This window comes from Streptomyces sp. NPDC093018 (assembly GCF_040684035.1).
GTDB classification, from domain to species: Bacteria; Actinomycetota; Actinomycetes; order Streptomycetales; family Streptomycetaceae; genus Streptomyces; species Streptomyces murinus.
This window is the reverse complement of record NZ_JBFBFF010000005.1, coordinates 1-14,331: the sequence shown is the minus strand read 5'-3', so window position 1 is coordinate 14,331 and position 14,331 is coordinate 1. Positions and strand designations below refer to the sequence as shown.

The 14,331-nt window shown below is 72.4% G+C and carries 16 protein-coding genes; 8 read left to right on the top strand and 8 right to left on the bottom strand.

Annotation, left to right across the window (positions count from 1 at the left end; translation table 11 throughout):
- The first annotated feature begins 69 nt into the window (after positions 1–69).
- A complete protein-coding gene (wblA, locus tag AB0N90_RS13355) occupies positions 70–408 on the top strand; it encodes a transcriptional regulator WblA (RefSeq protein ID WP_361672700.1) in 339 nt (112 codons plus the stop codon).
- Between the two features lie 166 nt (positions 409–574).
- Here the strand turns inward: wblA and AB0N90_RS13350 are convergent, their stop codons facing one another.
- Positions 575–2,143 (bottom strand): ArsA family ATPase, encoded by a 1,569-nt coding sequence (locus tag AB0N90_RS13350; RefSeq protein WP_365195853.1) that lies wholly within the window; start codon positions 2,141–2,143, stop codon positions 575–577.
- Entirely contained in the window at positions 2,140–3,117 is a 978-nt protein-coding gene (locus tag AB0N90_RS13345; protein WP_085565835.1) for an ArsA-related P-loop ATPase, read from the bottom strand. The genes AB0N90_RS13350 and AB0N90_RS13345 overlap by 4 nt, the downstream gene beginning before the upstream one ends.
- A 100-nt stretch (positions 3,118–3,217) precedes the next feature.
- Between AB0N90_RS13345 and AB0N90_RS13340 the strand changes: the two genes are divergently transcribed.
- From AB0N90_RS13340 to AB0N90_RS13325, 4 genes are all read left to right on the top strand, one after another.
- The gene (locus AB0N90_RS13340) at positions 3,218–3,376 is read left to right on the top strand and encodes a DUF4177 domain-containing protein (protein ID WP_018547934.1); all 159 of its coding nucleotides are present in this window, start codon (positions 3,218–3,220) and stop codon (positions 3,374–3,376) included.
- On the top strand, positions 3,373–3,837 hold the full coding sequence (locus tag AB0N90_RS13335; RefSeq protein WP_085565836.1) for a RidA family protein: 465 nt from the start codon (positions 3,373–3,375) through the stop codon (positions 3,835–3,837). Before AB0N90_RS13340 ends, AB0N90_RS13335 begins: the two co-directional genes overlap by 4 nt.
- A gap of 128 nt (positions 3,838–3,965) precedes the next feature.
- On the top strand, positions 3,966–4,859 hold the full coding sequence (locus tag AB0N90_RS13330; RefSeq protein ID WP_361672621.1) for an NUDIX hydrolase: 894 nt from the start codon (positions 3,966–3,968) through the stop codon (positions 4,857–4,859).
- The gene (locus AB0N90_RS13325) at positions 4,856–5,686 is read left to right on the top strand and encodes an MBL fold metallo-hydrolase (protein ID WP_365195851.1); all 831 of its coding nucleotides are present in this window, start codon (positions 4,856–4,858) and stop codon (positions 5,684–5,686) included. Before AB0N90_RS13330 ends, AB0N90_RS13325 begins: the two co-directional genes overlap by 4 nt.
- Before the next feature lie 8 nt (positions 5,687–5,694).
- Here the strand turns inward: AB0N90_RS13325 and AB0N90_RS13320 are convergent, their stop codons facing one another.
- Positions 5,695–6,543, bottom strand: a complete 849-nt coding sequence (locus AB0N90_RS13320) for a nucleotidyltransferase domain-containing protein (RefSeq protein WP_365195848.1) — start codon at positions 6,541–6,543, stop codon at positions 5,695–5,697.
- 129 nt (positions 6,544–6,672) lie between these two features.
- Complete coding sequence (locus tag AB0N90_RS13315; RefSeq protein ID WP_014674022.1) at positions 6,673–7,347, bottom strand: Crp/Fnr family transcriptional regulator; 675 nt, start codon at positions 7,345–7,347, stop codon at positions 6,673–6,675.
- A 324-nt stretch (positions 7,348–7,671) separates the two neighbouring features.
- Between AB0N90_RS13315 and nth the strand changes: the two genes are divergently transcribed.
- The 3 genes from nth (at position 7,672) to AB0N90_RS13300 (ending at position 10,659) form a co-directional block, all read left to right on the top strand.
- Positions 7,672–8,586, top strand: coding sequence for an endonuclease III (gene nth / locus AB0N90_RS13310; protein WP_365195846.1), 915 nt, complete (start codon positions 7,672–7,674; stop codon positions 8,584–8,586).
- A 55-nt stretch (positions 8,587–8,641) separates the two neighbouring features.
- Positions 8,642–9,337 (top strand): CoA pyrophosphatase, encoded by a 696-nt coding sequence (locus AB0N90_RS13305; RefSeq protein ID WP_365195843.1) that lies wholly within the window; start codon positions 8,642–8,644, stop codon positions 9,335–9,337.
- 122 nt (positions 9,338–9,459) lie between these two features.
- On the top strand, positions 9,460–10,659 hold the full coding sequence (locus AB0N90_RS13300) for a MarP family serine protease (RefSeq protein ID WP_361672633.1): 1,200 nt from the start codon (positions 9,460–9,462) through the stop codon (positions 10,657–10,659).
- Positions 10,660–10,746: 87 nt separating this feature from the next.
- On the opposite strand, the gene AB0N90_RS13295 is transcribed toward AB0N90_RS13300, so the two are convergent.
- The 4 genes from AB0N90_RS13295 to nhaA all read right to left on the bottom strand — a co-directional run bounded on the left by AB0N90_RS13295 (position 10,747) and on the right by nhaA (position 14,035).
- Entirely contained in the window at positions 10,747–10,926 is a 180-nt protein-coding gene (locus tag AB0N90_RS13295; RefSeq protein WP_085565843.1) for a hypothetical protein, read from the bottom strand.
- 138 nt (positions 10,927–11,064) lie between these two features.
- Positions 11,065–12,009 carry an alpha/beta hydrolase gene (locus tag AB0N90_RS13290; RefSeq protein ID WP_365195841.1) on the bottom strand — a complete coding sequence of 315 codons (945 nt, stop codon included), beginning with the start codon at positions 12,007–12,009 and terminating at the stop codon, positions 11,065–11,067.
- Complete coding sequence (locus AB0N90_RS13285; RefSeq protein WP_365195838.1) at positions 12,006–12,494, bottom strand: phage holin family protein; 489 nt, start codon at positions 12,492–12,494, stop codon at positions 12,006–12,008. Before AB0N90_RS13285 ends, AB0N90_RS13290 begins: the two co-directional genes overlap by 4 nt.
- A gap of 98 nt (positions 12,495–12,592) precedes the next feature.
- Positions 12,593–14,035 (bottom strand): Na+/H+ antiporter NhaA, encoded by a 1,443-nt coding sequence (gene nhaA, locus AB0N90_RS13280; protein WP_365195835.1) that lies wholly within the window; start codon positions 14,033–14,035, stop codon positions 12,593–12,595.
- Positions 14,036–14,331: the final 296 nt, after the last annotated feature.

Genomic DNA, 14,331 nt, shown 5'->3' with positions numbered 1-14,331 from the left:
CAACTGGCGGCGGTGAATATGCCGCTGCCGCCGTGGGGGAGCCTCGATTCGGGAGAGGACGGCGCCGGTATGGGCTGGGTAACCGACTGGAGTGCGCAGGCTGCCTGCCGCACTACCGATCCGGATGAACTGTTCGTTCAAGGAGCAGCGCAGAACAGAGCCAAGGCGGTGTGCACCGGATGCCCGGTACGCACCGAGTGCCTGGCCGATGCGCTGGACAATCGCGTCGAGTTCGGCGTGTGGGGAGGCATGACCGAGCGGGAGCGCCGCGCACTGCTGCGCCGCCGGCCCACCGTGACCTCCTGGCGCAGGCTGCTGGAGACCGCCCGCTCCGAGTACGAGCGCGGCGGCGGGTTCGTGAGCCTCGACAGCGACGAGGTGTACGAGAACTACGCGGCCGTGAGCTGAGGACCGCGGGCACGGGTCCAGCACGCAGCAGGTCAAGTACGCAGCAGGCCGAGCACACCGCAGGCCCAGCGCCGCGGGTCCCGCGGACCTCGCGGCCCACACGCCTCGGGTTCGGCCGAGAGCCCAGGGCGGGAGCGATCGCGCCCGCTGTGCCGGGCCGCGCCCGCTACGACGGTTCCGGGCGCTCCGTGGGCGCGCCCGCCGCGAGGCGGTCGCCGATGTCGCGCAGGCCCGTGAGGTCGTGCACATCGCCGGGCAGGGCGGGTACGTCGACCACCGCCACCTCGGGGTGGCGGGCGGTGAAGCGGTCGCGCGTGCGCTGCTCGCGCGCCAGGAGATGCATGCGTTCGGCGTGCAGCCTCAGCAGGCCCTCGGCGAGCCGGTCGACGGAACGTTCCTGGTCGGCGGGGGAGCCGTCGGGGGAAGCGCCGGACGTGTCGGTACCGGTTGCGGCCTCGGCTGCGGGAGGTTCTGAACTGCCGTACGTTTCGGGAGAGTTACGAAGTCCAGCTTTCCCGTCCCCCTGATCCACAATGCCGGGGTCCGCAAGATTTTCCGCGGCGTCCAGCGCCCGCTCGGCCGACAGCCGGCCCGCGCCGCTGCCGTGCACCCGGTTGAGCACAAGACCCACCAGCGGCATGTCCTCCGCGGCCAGCCGCTCCACGAAGTACGCGGCCTCGCGCAGCGCGTCCCGCTCCGGGGCCGCCACCACCAGGAACGCCGTACCGGGCGCCTGGAGCAGCTTGTACGTGGCGTCCGCGCGGGTGCGGAAGCCGCCGAAGGTGGTGTCCATCGCGGACACGAACGTCTGCACGTCCTTGAGGAGTTGGCCGCCGAGCAGCTTGCCCAGGGTGCCGGTCATCATCGACATCCCGACGTTCAGGAACGCCATGCCCGCGCGGCCGCCCAGCTTGGCGGGGGCGGTGAGCAGGCGGATCAGCCGGCCGTCCAGGAAGGAGCCGAGCCGCTTGGGGGCGTCCAGGAAGTCCAGGGCCGAGCGGGAGGGCGGCGTGTCGACCACGATCAGGTCCCATTCGTCCCGCGCCCGCAGCTGGCCCAGCTTCTCCATCGCCATGTACTCCTGCGTGCCCGCGAAGCCCGCCGAGAGCGACTGGTAGAAGGGGTTCGCCAGGATCGCGGCCGCCCGCTCGCGGTCCGCGTGCGCCTCCACGACCTCGTCGAAGGTGCGCTTCATGTCGAGCATCATGGCGTGCAGCTCGCCGGCGCCGTCGGTGCCCTTGACCCGGCGGGGCACGTTGTCGAGGGAGTCGATGCCCATCGACTGGGCCAGCCTGCGGGCCGGGTCGATGGTGAGCACGACCACCTTGCGGCCCCGCTCGGCGGCGCGCAGGCCCAGGGCGGCCGCGGTGGTCGTCTTGCCGACGCCGCCGGAGCCGCAGCACACCACGATGCGCGTCTTCGGGTCGTCCAGCAGCGCGTCGACGTCCAGCACCCGGGAGGTGGCCAGCCGCCGGGCCGCCGCCTCCCGCCCCTCGGCCGCGCCCCGCTCCCCGGCCGCCCCACGCTCCTCGGCCTTCTCCCGGCTCCCGGCCTTCTCCCGGCCCTCGGCCGTGTCGCGGCCCCCGGCCTTCTCTCGGCTCCCGGCCTTCTCTCGGCTCCCGGCCTTCTCTCGGCTCCCGGCCTTCTCCTGGCCCCCGGCCTTGTCGCGGCTCTCGCCCCGGTCCCCGGCCGCCGCCGCGCTCTCCCCGGCCGCGCCCTGCTCCTCGGCTGTCATGACACCTCCTGCTCGCGCAGCTCGGCGGCGAGTTCGTACAGGCCCGCCAGGTCCATTCCCTCGGCGAGCAGCGGCAGTTCGTGCAGGGGCAGGCCCAGCTCGCCGAGCACCCCGCGCTGCTCCTGCTCCAGGGCGTGGCGCTCCGCGTACTCCGCGGCCTGGGCCAGCAGCGGGTCCACCAGTTTCTCCGCGTTCCCGCCGCGCCGCGCGCCGCCGAGGCCGGCGGCCGACAGGGACCGGGCCACGGCGGAGTGGTCCACCGTCCGTACGAGTTCCAGGTCCGCGGCGTCCAACACCTCGGGCCGCACCATGTTCACGATGACCCGGCCCACCGGCAGCCGCGCCGCCCGCAGTTCGGCGATGCCGTCGGCGGTCTCCTGGACCGGCATCTCCTCCAGCAGCGTCACCAGGTGCACCGCGGTCTCCGGCGACTTGAGGACCCGCATCACGGCCTGCGCCTGATTGTGTATCGGGCCGATCTTCGCCAGGCCCGCCACCTCGTCGTTGACATTGAGGAAGCGGGTGACACGGCCGGTCGGGGGCGCGTCCATGACCACGTAGTCGTAGACGAACCGGCCGGCGCGGTCCTTGCGGCGCACCGCCTCGCACGCCTTGCCGGTGAGCAGGACGTCCCGGATGCCGGGCGCGATGGTGGTGGCGAAGTCGATGGCGCCGAGCTTCTTCAGGGCTCTGCCCGCGCCGCCCAGCTTGTAGAACATCTGGAGGTAGTCCAGAAGGGCCAGTTCGGGGTCTATGGCCAGTGCGTACACCTCCCCGCCCCCGGGAGCGACCGCGATCTTCCGCTCCTCGTACGGCAACGCCTCCGTCTCGAAGAGCTGTGCGATGCCCTGCCGGCCCTCGACCTCCACGAGAAGCGTCCGCTTCCCCTCGGTCGCGAGGGCCAGCGCGAGTGCGGCGGCGACCGTCGTCTTTCCGGTCCCGCCCTTGCCGCTGACGACCTGGAGCCTGCTCACGTCTTCGAGACTAACCAGTCCGGCCGACCGTCACGCGGGAGGCTGTGGATAACGGGGAGACGACGAGGGAGTGATCGGTCACAGCGGATACAGTCGGCCCATGACCAAGTGGGAATACTCAACCGTGCCGCTGCTCGTCCATGCCACGAAGCAGATTCTGGACAACTGGGGCGAGGACGGCTGGGAGCTCGTCCAGGTCGTGCCCGGGCCGAACCCCGAGCAGCTGGTCGCCTACCTGAAGCGGGAGAAGCAGGCATGAGCGCGGTCGAGGAGAAGCTGGCCGGTCTGGGCCTGAGCCTGCCGGAGGTCGTACCGCCGCTGGCCGCGTACCAGCCGGCCGTGCAGTCCGGTGTCTACGTGTACACCGCGGGCCAGCTGCCGATGGTCGAGGGCAAGCTGCCCGTCACCGGCAAGGTGGGCGCCGAGGTCACCGCCGACGAGGCCAAGGACCTGGCCCGGGTCTGCGCGCTGAACGCGCTGGCGGCCGTGAAGTCCGTCGCAGGCGACCTGGACCGGATCGCGCGCGTGGTCAAGGTCACCGGGTTCGTCGCCTCCGCGCCCGACTTCACCGGCCAGCCCGGTGTGATCAACGGCGCCAGCGAGCTGCTCGCCGAGGCCCTCGGCGACAAGGGCGTGCACGCCCGCAGCGCGGTCGGCGTCGCGGTGCTCCCGATGGACGCGCCGGTCGAGGTCGAGATCCAGGTCGAACTGGTTCCGTAGCCCCGCCGCATCCGTACCGTCCGTAGCCCCGCCCCATCCGTACCACCGGCATCGCCCGCATCGTCCGCACCGCTCCGGCACCTCGGGTACCTCTCGAACATTCGCCCTACACGGGATAGCCTCCGGCCATGGCGAACGGTCAGTGGTACCCCCCGGAGTGGCCGGACCGCATCCGCGCGCTCGCGGACGGCACCCTCACCCCGGTGTCCCCCAAGCGCGCGGCGACGGTGCTCCTGCTGAAGGACACCGGGGCCGGACCGGCCGTCCACATGCTGCGCAGACGCGCCTCCATGGCCTTCGCCGGAGGCGCGTACGCGTATCCCGGGGGCGGCGTCGACCCGCGCGACGACGACACGCGGATCCGCTGGGCGGGCCCGCCGCGCGCGTCCTGGGCCGAGCGGCTCGGGGTGGACGAGGCCGGCGCCCAGGCGATCGTCTGCGCGGCGGTCCGGGAGACGTACGAGGAGGCGGGCGTCCTGCTCGCCGGGCCCGACCCGGACACGGTCGTCGGCGACACCACGGGCGACGACTGGGAGGCGGACCGCGCCGCCCTGGTCGCCCGTGAGCAGTCCTTCGCCGAGTTCCTGCACCGGCGCGGCCTGGTGCTGCGCTCGGACCTGCTGGGCGCCTGGGCGCGCTGGATCACCCCGGAGTTCGAGTCGCGCCGCTACGACACCTGGTTCTTCGCGGCCGTCCTCCCGCAGGGGCAGCGCACCCGGAACGCCTCCACGGAGGCCGACCGCACGGTGTGGATCCGCCCGGCCGAGGCCGCCGCCGGGTACGACCGGGGCGAGCTGCTGATGATGCCGCCCACCATCGCGGCGCTGCGCGAGCTGCTGCCGTACGGCACCGCCGCCGAGGCCCTCGCGGCCGCCGCGGCGCGCGATCTGACGCCGGTGCAGGCCACCGCCCGGCTCCGGGACGGCGAGATCGTGCTGTCCTGGCCGGGGCACGAGGAGTTCACCAAGCACGTTCCGTCGAGCTCGGCGCCCGCCGACGCGACCGGGGGAGGCCGCGCATGACCGACGCGAGCGCGCTGCCCGGCCGGCCCAGGGGCGCGGTCGGCTCCGGACCCGCCACCGCGCGGGCCGTCAACGTCCTCGCGCCCAACCCCTCCGCGATGACCCTGGACGGCACCAACACCTGGATCCTCGCCGAGCCGGACTCCGATCTGGCCGTGGTGATCGACCCGGGCCCGCTGGACGAGGGCCATCTGCGCGCGGTCGTGGACACGGCGGAGAAGGCGGGCCGCCGGATAGCCCTGACCCTGCTCACGCACGGGCACGCGGACCATGCCGAGGGCGCGGGCCGCTTCGCCGAGCTGACCGGCACCCGGGTGCGGGCCCTGGACCCGGCGCTCCGCCTCGGCGACGAGGGCCTGGCCGCGGGCGACGTGATCACCACCGGCGGCCTGGAGCTGAGGGTCGTACCGACCCCCGGGCACACCTCGGACTCGCTCTCCTTCCACCTCCCGGCCGACCGGGCGGTGCTGACCGGCGACACCGTCCTCGGGCGCGGTACGACGATGGTGGCGCACCCCGACGGGCGGCTCGGCGACTACCTGGACTCCCTGCGCCGGCTGCGCTCCCTCACCGTGGACGACGGCGTGCACACCGTGCTGCCGGGGCACGGACCGGTCCTGGAGGACGCCCAGGGCGCCGTGGAGTTCTATCTCGCCCACCGCGCCCACCGGCTCGCCCAGGTGGAGACCGCCGTCGAGAACGGCCACCGCGGCGCGGCCGATGTCGTCGCCCATGTCTACGCCGACGTGGACCGCTCCCTGTGGCCGGCCGCGGAACTCTCGGTCCGCGCCCAGCTGGAGTACCTGGGCGAGCACGGGCTGATCTAGGGCTTGTCCTACAGGCCCTGAGGGCTCCCTTCCGGCCCCGGGTCCTTCACGCCGTGCACGCGCGCGTACTCGGCGGCGAGCCAGGGGCCCAGCTCGTCCACATGACCGCGCAGCACCCGCGGGTCGCCCACGGGCTCGCGGCCGTACTCCGCCGCCGTACGCAGCTGGGCGGCCCGCTCGGGGTAGTACGCCCCGCAGACCTCGGCCATCTCGCGCAGATCGCTCGTCCAGCCGTTCCAGCGGGTCATGACGAGCGTGAAGCCGGTGCGGACCAGATGGCGGGACATGAAGCGCACCAGGCGCCGCCGGGCCGCCTCGTCGTCCCCGGCGGCCGCGATCCGCTCCCGCCAGCGGGGCAGCAGCTGGGCGAGGTCGCCGTTGGTCCCACGGGCCAGCAGGGAGTCGGGGCGGTACCGGGGCAGGAGCCCGGCCAGATCGGTCCCGAGCAGCGGGGTGCACAGACAGGCCAGGAACCAGCCCATGTCGTACCGCTCGGGCTCGCTCAGCAGCCGCTCCCGGCCGTACACCAGCGTCCCGGCCCCGTCGATCTGCGGGAACTCCAGGTCCAGGGCCTCGCCGAGGGCTCGTACGGCGGCACGGTCGGCGGCGGCCGGTTCCTCGCGCAGGACGATCAGCAGGTCCAGGTCGCTGCGGCCCACCCGCGCGGTGCCCCGGGGGATCGACCCGTAGAGGTACGCCCCGTCCAGCCGTGCCCCGAAGACCTCCGGCAACCGCTCCCGTACGGCGGCCACGACCGGCCGGAAGGCGCCGGGCACGCGCGCGAGGGAGCCCTCGCGGACGAAGAAGCCGTCGGGGTCGAGGCCGTGGGGGCGGGGTGGGGCGGGTGGTCCGGGCATGGGGACATCGTGCCGTGCCCGACCGGGCCGGGACAGTGGGTTTATGCGGGGTTATACCGGGAGGGACGACTCAGGGCGCGGCCCCCGAGGAGCCGCGCCCTGGATGTCGTACCGGGAGGGACCCGCGCGTCAGCGGGACCGCTTGGCCAGTCGCTCCACGTCCAGCAGGATGACCGCGCGCGCCTCCAGGCGCAGCCAGCCGCGCTGGGCGAAGTCGGCCAGGGCCTTGTTGACGGTCTCGCGGGAGGCGCCGACCAGCTGGGCCAGCTCCTCCTGGGTGAGGTCGTGGACGACATGGATGCCCTCTTCGGACTGCACGCCGAAGCGGCGCGACAGGTCGAGCAGGGCGCGCGCCACGCGGCCGGGGACATCGGAGAAGACCAGGTCGGACATGGCGTCATTGGTCTTGCGCAGCCGGCGGGCGACGGCGCGCAGCAGGGCGCCTGCCACCTCGGGGCGGGCGTTCAGCCAGGGCTGGAGGTCGCCGTGGCCGAGGCCGAGCAGCTTGACCTCGGTCAGCGCGGTCGCGGTGGCCGTGCGCGGGCCCGGGTCGAACAGCGACAGCTCGCCGATCAGCTCGCCGGGACCGACGACGGCGAGCATGTTCTCGCGGCCGTCGGGGGAGGTGCGGTGAAGCTTGACCTTGCCCTCGGTGACGACATACAGGCGGTCGCCCGGGTCGCCCTCGTGGAACAGGGAGTCGCCGCGAGCGAGGGTCACCTCGCTCATCGAGGCGCGAAGCTCCGCGGCCTGCTCATCGTCGAGCGCCGCGAAGAGCGGGTTGCGCCGCAGAACGTCGTCCACGAGTTTTCTCCTTGTCGACCTGCTCAGGGGATCTTTCTCCCCTGTGTGCCAGGGACCGTGTTCTCATTTTGCCGGACGGTCCAAACAGTGTGATCTGTCACAAGGATGCCGCACCGGTGTGCCGGGGTAAGCGTCAGGGGTCCAATCGGGGGCCGATCTTCGGGGTCCGGGGCGGATGTCGGTGCCGGGCTCTAGGCTGGCCGGGTGTCCAAATCGCCGGTGAGAGCACAGGCCAAGGGGGCTTAGCGGGTGGTTGTACGTCGCGATTCCGCTGTGGGCGAACAGGGCCCCGGAGGCAGTGGGAAAAGTAGAAAAAAGGCTGACATGGCGGAAGAGACCGGTTCAGAAGGAAAGGCAGGGTCTGCCGGGAAGGCCGCGTCTGCCGCGAAGGCGCCTTCCGCGAAGAAGGCCGCGCCCGTCAAGAAGGCCGCGCCCGTCAGGAAGGTCGCCGTCGAGGCACCGGGCAAGGAGTCGCGGACCGCCCTGGTCCGCCGGGCCCGCCGGATCAACCGCGAGCTGGCCGAGGTGTACCCGTACGCCCACCCGGAGCTGGACTTCGAGAACCCCTTCCAGCTGCTGGTCGCGACCGTCCTGTCGGCCCAGACCACCGATCTGCGCGTCAATCAGACGACCCCCGGCCTCTTCAAGCGCTATCCCACCCCCGAGGACCTGGCCGCCGCCAACCCGGAGGAGGTCGAGGAGATCCTGCGCCCCTGCGGGTTCTTCCGGGCCAAGACCAGGTCCGTCATAGGGCTCTCCAAGGCGCTGGCGGAGGGCTTCGGCGGCGAGGTGCCGGGGCGTCTTGAGGACCTGGTCAAGCTGCCCGGCGTCGGCCGCAAGACCGCCTTCGTCGTGCTCGGCAACGCCTTCGGACGGCCCGGGATCACCGTGGACACGCACTTCCAGCGGCTGGTGCGCCGCTGGCGCTGGACCGAGGAGACCGACCCGGACAAGATCGAGGCCGCGGTCGGCGCGCTGTTCCCCAAGAGCGACTGGACCGACCTGTCCCACCACGTCATCTGGCACGGCCGCCGTATCTGCCACGCCCGCAAGCCCGCCTGCGGCGCCTGCCCGATCGCCCCGCTCTGCCCGGCCTACGGCGAGGGCGAGACCGACCCGGAGAAGGCCAAGAAGCTGCTGAAGTACGAGAAGGGCGGCCTGCCCGGGCAGCGGCTCAACCCGCCGCAGGCCTATCTGGACGCGGGCGGCAGGCCCGCGCCGCCGCTGGGGGCCGCGTGACGGAACGAACTGGGCGCCCTCGGCGTTGGACGACACGGAACGACGGGGGTGGGCGATGACGTGGGCCAGTGAGGCGCGAGGCGACGCGGTGGTGCTGAACGGCCGGGGACTGCCGGACTGGCTGCACCCGGTCGCGCGCGCGGCCGAGACCATCGAGCCCCTCCAGCTCAGCCGCTTCCTGCCGCCGGAGAACGGCTCGGGCCGCCAGTCGGCCGTGCTGATCCTGTTCGGCGAGGGCGCCCGCGGCCCCGAACTGCTGCTCATGGAGCGCTCCGGCTCACTGCGCTCGCACGCGGGCCAGCCGTCCTTCCCCGGCGGCTCCCTCGACCCCGAGGACGGCGACCCGCTCGGCGAGGGCCCGCTGCGCGCCGCCCTGCGCGAGGCCGAGGAGGAGACCGGGCTCGACCCCCGCGGGGTGCAGCCGTTCGCCGTGCTGCCCCGGCTGTACATCCCGGTCAGCCGCTTCGTCGTCACGCCCGTCCTCGGCTGGTGGCGCGAGCCCAGCCCGGTCGGCGCGGTGGACCCGAACGAGACGGCGCGGGTGTTCACGGTCCCCGTGGTGGATCTCACGGACCCCGCCAACCGCACCACCGTCGTCCACCCCAGCGGATTCCGGGGTCCGGCATTCCAGGTCGAATCGGCCCTTGTATGGGGTTTCACGGCCGGGGTGATCGACCGGCTGCTGCACTACGCGGGCTGGGAGCGCCCCTGGGACCGGGAGAAGCTGGCCCCGCTCGACTGGAGCTCATGACAGGGTGATCCCCGTGCTGTCTCTTTCCCGGGGACGCAGGGTCCGTCCGTCCCCATGGGGGCGGGCCGGACGCCTCGTCCGAGCCGCGGGAAGCGGAATGGAGTAGGCGAGGGCCTGAAGCGGTGAACGTGCTGGACATCCTGTTGCTGGTCGCTGCCGTGTGGTTCGCGGTCGTGGGCTACCGCCAGGGCTTCGTCGTGGGCATCCTGTCGGTGATCGGTTTCCTGGGCGGCGGCCTCGCGGCGGTGTACGCGCTGCCCGTCGTCTGGGACGCGATGACCGGCAACGCGGAGGTGAACACCACCGCCGCCGTCGTGGCCGTGGTCGTGGTCATCGTCTGCGCCTCCGTCGGCCAGGCCCTGACCACCCACCTCGGCAACAAGCTGCGCAAGCACATCACCTGGTCCCCGGCCCGCGCCCTGGACGCCACGGGTGGCGCGCTGGTCAACGTGGTGGCGATGCTCCTGGTCGCCTGGCTGATCGGCTCCGCCCTGGCCGGCACCACCCTGCCGACCCTCGGCAAGCAGGTGCGCGGCTCCAAGGTGCTGCTCGGGGTCTCCCGGGCGCTGCCCGCCCAGGCCGACGGCTGGTTCGCGGACTTCTCCTCGGTGCTCGCGCAGAACGGCTTCCCGCAGGTCTTCAGCCCGTTCTCCGACGAGCCCATCAAGGACGTCCAGCCGCCGGACCCGGCGCTCGCCGGCAGCCCGGTCGCCACCCGCGCCCAGCGCTCCATCGTCAAGGTCACCGGCACCGCGCAGAGCTGCGGCAAGGTCCTGGAGGGCACCGGCTTCGTCTTCGCCGACCGCCGTGTGATGACCAACGCGCATGTCGTCGGCGGGGTGGACGCGCCGACCGTGCAGATAGGCGGGGTGGGGCGGCGGTACGGCGCCAAGGTGGTGCTGTACGACTGGAAGCGCGACATCGCGGTACTCGACGTACCGGACCTGAAGGCGGACGCGCTGAAGTTCTCCGCGCCGGACGCGGCCGGGGGCGACGGCGCGATCGTGGCCGGCTTCCCGGAGAACGGCTCGTACGACGTGCGCGCGGCCCGGGTGCGTGGGCGCATCTCGGTCAACGGCCCGGACATCTACCACCGCGGCAGCGTGCGCCGCGATGTGTACTCGCTGTACGCGACCGTCCGCCAGGGAAACTCCGGCGGACCCCTGCTCACCCCTGACGGCAGGGTCTACGGGGTGGTGTTCGCCAAGTCCCTGGACGACGCCGAGACCGGTTACGCGCTGACGGCGGACGAGATCCGGCCGGACATCGCCCGCGGCCGCACGGCGAACGAACAGGTGGGCACGGACAGCTGCGCGCTGTGAGCGAGCAGGTGGGTGGGTACGGGCCGCCGCGCGCGGTGAGCGAGCAGGTGGGTACGGGCCGCCGCGCGCCGTGAGCCGCGGGGCGGTTCAGTTGCGCGGATGACGCAGCCGCACCGAGACCCAGCGGGCCCGGCGGCGCAGGATGCGCGGGATCCCCACCCGCAGTTCGCCTTCCGCGAGTTGCGGGGTGCCTCGCTGAGGCGTGCTCAGGCCCGTGGCCGAGCGGCGGTTGCGGGGAGCGTCACTGTAGTCGTGCGTCAAGCCCATACCGGTCCGTGTGCCCCCGCCCCAAGGTCGATAACCGCTTGGACGGCGGCCAATTGGCGTATGCGGCAGGCATGTGGCCGAACGGGGGACAAGTGACGAGGAACCGGATACTCCACGCATCGGTTCCGCGCCGCGTCGTCACCGGTCGGGCTCGGGGTCCTTCAGCCAGCTGATCAGCTCCGTCGAGAACGCCACCGGGTCCTCCTCGTGCGGAAAATGCCCGAGCCCGTCGAACAGCCGCCAGCGGTACGGCGCTTCGACATACTCCCCGGAACCGGCCGCGCTGCGGGTGCGGCTCACCGGATCGAGTGAACCGTGCAGATGCAGCGTGGGCACTCGCACCGGGCGCTTCATCCTGCGGTAGAACTGCACGCCGTCCGGGCGCGCCAGGGAGCGCACCAGCCAGCGGTACGGCTCGACGGAGCAGTGCGCGGTGGAGGGGATGCACATGGCGCGCTGGTACATGCGCACCGCCTCGTCCTCCGGCGGGCGCGGCCCGGACCAGTCCCGGATCAGACGGCCCACCAGCTCCCCGTCGTCCGCGGTGAGTTGACGCTCCGGGATCCAGGGCCGCTGGAAACCCCAGATGTAGGAGTTGGCGGCCGTCTGCCGGGCGTCGCGCAGCATCGCCGCGCGCCAGCGCCGGGGATGCGGCATCGACACCACCGCGAGCCGGCGCACCAGCTTGGGGCGCATGGCCGCCGCGGTCCAGGCCAGATAGCCGCCGAGGTCGTGTCCGACCAGTGCGGCGTCCGGCTCGCCGAGGGAGCGGATGACACCGGTGACGTCCAGGGCGAGGTTGGCCGGGTCGTAGCCGCGCGGGGTGCGGTCGCTGCCGCCGACGCCCCGCAGATCCATGGCCACCGCCCGGTAGCCGGCCTCCGCGAGGGCGACCAGCTGGTGCCGCCAGGCCCACCAGAACTGCGGGAAGCCATGGAGCAGCAGCACCAGAGGGCCGTCGCCGAGTTCCGCGATGTGGAAGCGGGCACCGTTCGCGGCGACGTCCCGGTGGATCACCTGGTGTCCGGGCAGACCGATCCGTACCAGCGAGGGATGGGCGGGGTCATGAGCGGGGTCCGTCATGACGACGAGCGTGCCACAGCCTCGATGGCCGCGGGGCTCCGATCCTCGGGAAGCTCCGGGCGCGGGTGCGGCTTGGCGTTGCCCAGGACGCCCGCCGACTCCTTCATGGACGCGGCGACCTTCTGCGGGCCCCGGCCCTTCTTGGCCTTCTTCGCGAACACCACGCCGATCAGCGCGAGCAGACCGGCGACGAGCACGTTTGCCGCGAAGGACAGCACGAAGCAGATCGCCAGGTTCCAGTGGGACCAGGTGCGGATGCCGTACGCCAGGGCGAAGTTGAGCATCGGCAGGGAGAAGACCAGGACCGCGCCCGCCATCGAGAACGCGCCGCCGCTGGTCGCGCCGCGCTTCACGTCCTGCTTGAGCTGCGCCTTGGCCAGCGCGATCTCGTCGTGCACCAGCGCCGACAGATCGGTCGTCGCCGAGGCGAACAGCTGGCCGATGCTGCGTTCGGCGCCGACCGGGCTGCCGTCGGGTGCGCTCATCGCGTTCTCCCTTACGAGTTCTTTCGTGTCCCCGGGTCTGCCGGGCGGGCCGCCGCCCCGCCCCGGGTCACCGTCTTGATTTGTACCGTCTCGTCAGATCATGCCGGACGGCCGCCCTCGTCGCCTGCCCCGCCCGGTACTTCCGCACGCCCGTCGTCCGCCGCGGCCGTCCGCTCGGCGGCGATCCGCCGGTGCTCGGCGGCCCTGCGCTCCAGGATCCGGGCCATGCGGAGGTGGTACGCCGGATCGTCCTCCTCGTAGACGTCGGGGACGCCGTCGAGGTCGTCGTCGCGGTCCTCGGCCGCGCACAGCCGCCGGTATTTGGCGTTGCGTATCTTCAGCAGCACGGTGGCAGCGGCCGCGGCGATCAGGGACCCGGTGAGGACGGCGGCCTTGGTCTCGTCGGTGAGGAGCGCGTCACCGTCGTAGGCCAGTTCGCCGATGAGCAGCGAGACCGTGAAGCCGATGCCGGCGAGCGAGGCGACCGCGAAGACGTCCGGCCAGGCGAGGTCCTCGCTCAGGGAGGCGCGGGTGAAGCGGACGGTCAGCCAGGTGCCGCCGAATATGCCGAGCGCCTTGCCGAGGACCAGGCCCAGCACCACGCCGAGGGTCTCCGGTCGGGTGAACAGGTCGCCGAGCGCCCGCCCGGACACCACCACACCGGCGCTGAACAGCGCGAACAGCGGTACCGCGAACCCGGCGGACAGGGGGCGCACCAGGTGCTCGACGCGCTCGCCGGGCGAGTGCGCCTCGCCCTCGCGGGTGGTGCAGCGCAGCATCAGGCCCATGGCCACACCGGCGATGGTGGCGTGCACGCCGCTGTTGTACATCAGCGCCCAGTTGACGACCGCGAGCGGCAGGTAGACGTACCAGCCGCGCACGCCCTTGCGCAGCAGCAGCCAGAAGACGGCGAGGCCGAGGAACGCGCCGCCGAGCGCGGCGAAGTTCAGCCGGTCGGTGAAGAAGATCGCGATGATCAGGATCGCGAAGAGGTCGTCGACGACGGCGAGGGTGAGCAGGAAGGCGCGCAGGGCGCTGGGCAGCGAGGTGCCGATCACCGCGAGGACGGCGAGCGCGAAGGCGATGTCGGTGGCGGTGGGCACCGCCCAGCCTTGTGTGGAGCCGTGTCCCGCGAGGTTGGTGACGGTGTAGACGAGCGCGGGTACGGCCATGCCGCACAGGGCGGCCACCACGGGGAGCACGGCCGCCTTGGGGTCGCGCAGGTCTCCGGCGACCAGTTCGCGTTTGAGCTCGATTCCGGCGACGAAGAAGAAGATCGCGAGGACGCCGTCGGCGGCCCAGTGGGCGACCGACAGATCAAGGCCGAGGGCCCCGGGGCCGAAGCTGAAGTGACTGACCGCTTCGTAGCTGTGGCGCAGCGCCGGGACGTTCGCCCAGATCAGGGCGGTCACGGCGGCGATGAGCAGGAGCACGCCGCCGACGGTCTCCGTGCGCAGGGCGTCCGCGACATAGGTCCGCTCGGGCAGGGACAGGCGTCCGAGGGCTTTGCGGGCGGGGTGCGGGGGGCGGGGCGCGGTCACGATGGGGGACCTCCGGAAGCGGGCAGGACTACGTACCTGCCGACCAGACTTCCCGGCACACCCCATATGGATCTTGTTGACTTCTTGACGCTTTGATTACTTTACCTAACTTCTCGGGCGAGGGAAAGGCGGCAGGGACCGGTGGGCCCTGACCTGCGAAAGGGGCGCCCGGCGGATGCCGGGCGCCCCTTGTCCGTCATGCGGGGTCAGTCCTCGGTGGGGGTGGTGGGGAGTTTGGACTGGATGAGGTCCATGACGCTGGAGTCGGTGAGGGTGGTGACGTCTCCGAGTTGGCG

Bases quoted from the DNA above. Each gene is read 5' to 3' on its own strand.
- wblA (WP_361672700.1), top strand. From the start codon at position 70: ATGGGCTGGGTAACCGACTGGAGTGCGCAGGCTGCCTGCCGCACTACC.
- AB0N90_RS13350 (WP_365195853.1), bottom strand. From the start codon at position 2,143: ATGACAGCCGAGGAGCAGGGCGCGGCCGGGGAGAGCGCGGCGGCGGCC.
- AB0N90_RS13340 (WP_018547934.1), top strand. From the start codon at position 3,218: ATGACCAAGTGGGAATACTCAACCGTGCCGCTGCTCGTCCATGCCACG.
- AB0N90_RS13335 (WP_085565836.1), top strand. From the start codon at position 3,373: ATGAGCGCGGTCGAGGAGAAGCTGGCCGGTCTGGGCCTGAGCCTGCCG.
- AB0N90_RS13330 (WP_361672621.1), top strand. From the start codon at position 3,966: ATGGCGAACGGTCAGTGGTACCCCCCGGAGTGGCCGGACCGCATCCGC.
- AB0N90_RS13325 (WP_365195851.1), top strand. From the start codon at position 4,856: ATGACCGACGCGAGCGCGCTGCCCGGCCGGCCCAGGGGCGCGGTCGGC.
- AB0N90_RS13320 (WP_365195848.1), bottom strand. From the start codon at position 6,543: ATGCCCGGACCACCCGCCCCACCCCGCCCCCACGGCCTCGACCCCGAC.
- nth (WP_365195846.1), top strand. From the start codon at position 7,672: ATGGCGGAAGAGACCGGTTCAGAAGGAAAGGCAGGGTCTGCCGGGAAG.
- AB0N90_RS13305 (WP_365195843.1), top strand. From the start codon at position 8,642: ATGACGTGGGCCAGTGAGGCGCGAGGCGACGCGGTGGTGCTGAACGGC.
- AB0N90_RS13295 (WP_085565843.1), bottom strand. From the start codon at position 10,926: ATGGGCTTGACGCACGACTACAGTGACGCTCCCCGCAACCGCCGCTCG.
- AB0N90_RS13290 (WP_365195841.1), bottom strand. From the start codon at position 12,009: ATGACGGACCCCGCTCATGACCCCGCCCATCCCTCGCTGGTACGGATC.
- AB0N90_RS13285 (WP_365195838.1), bottom strand. From the start codon at position 12,494: ATGAGCGCACCCGACGGCAGCCCGGTCGGCGCCGAACGCAGCATCGGC.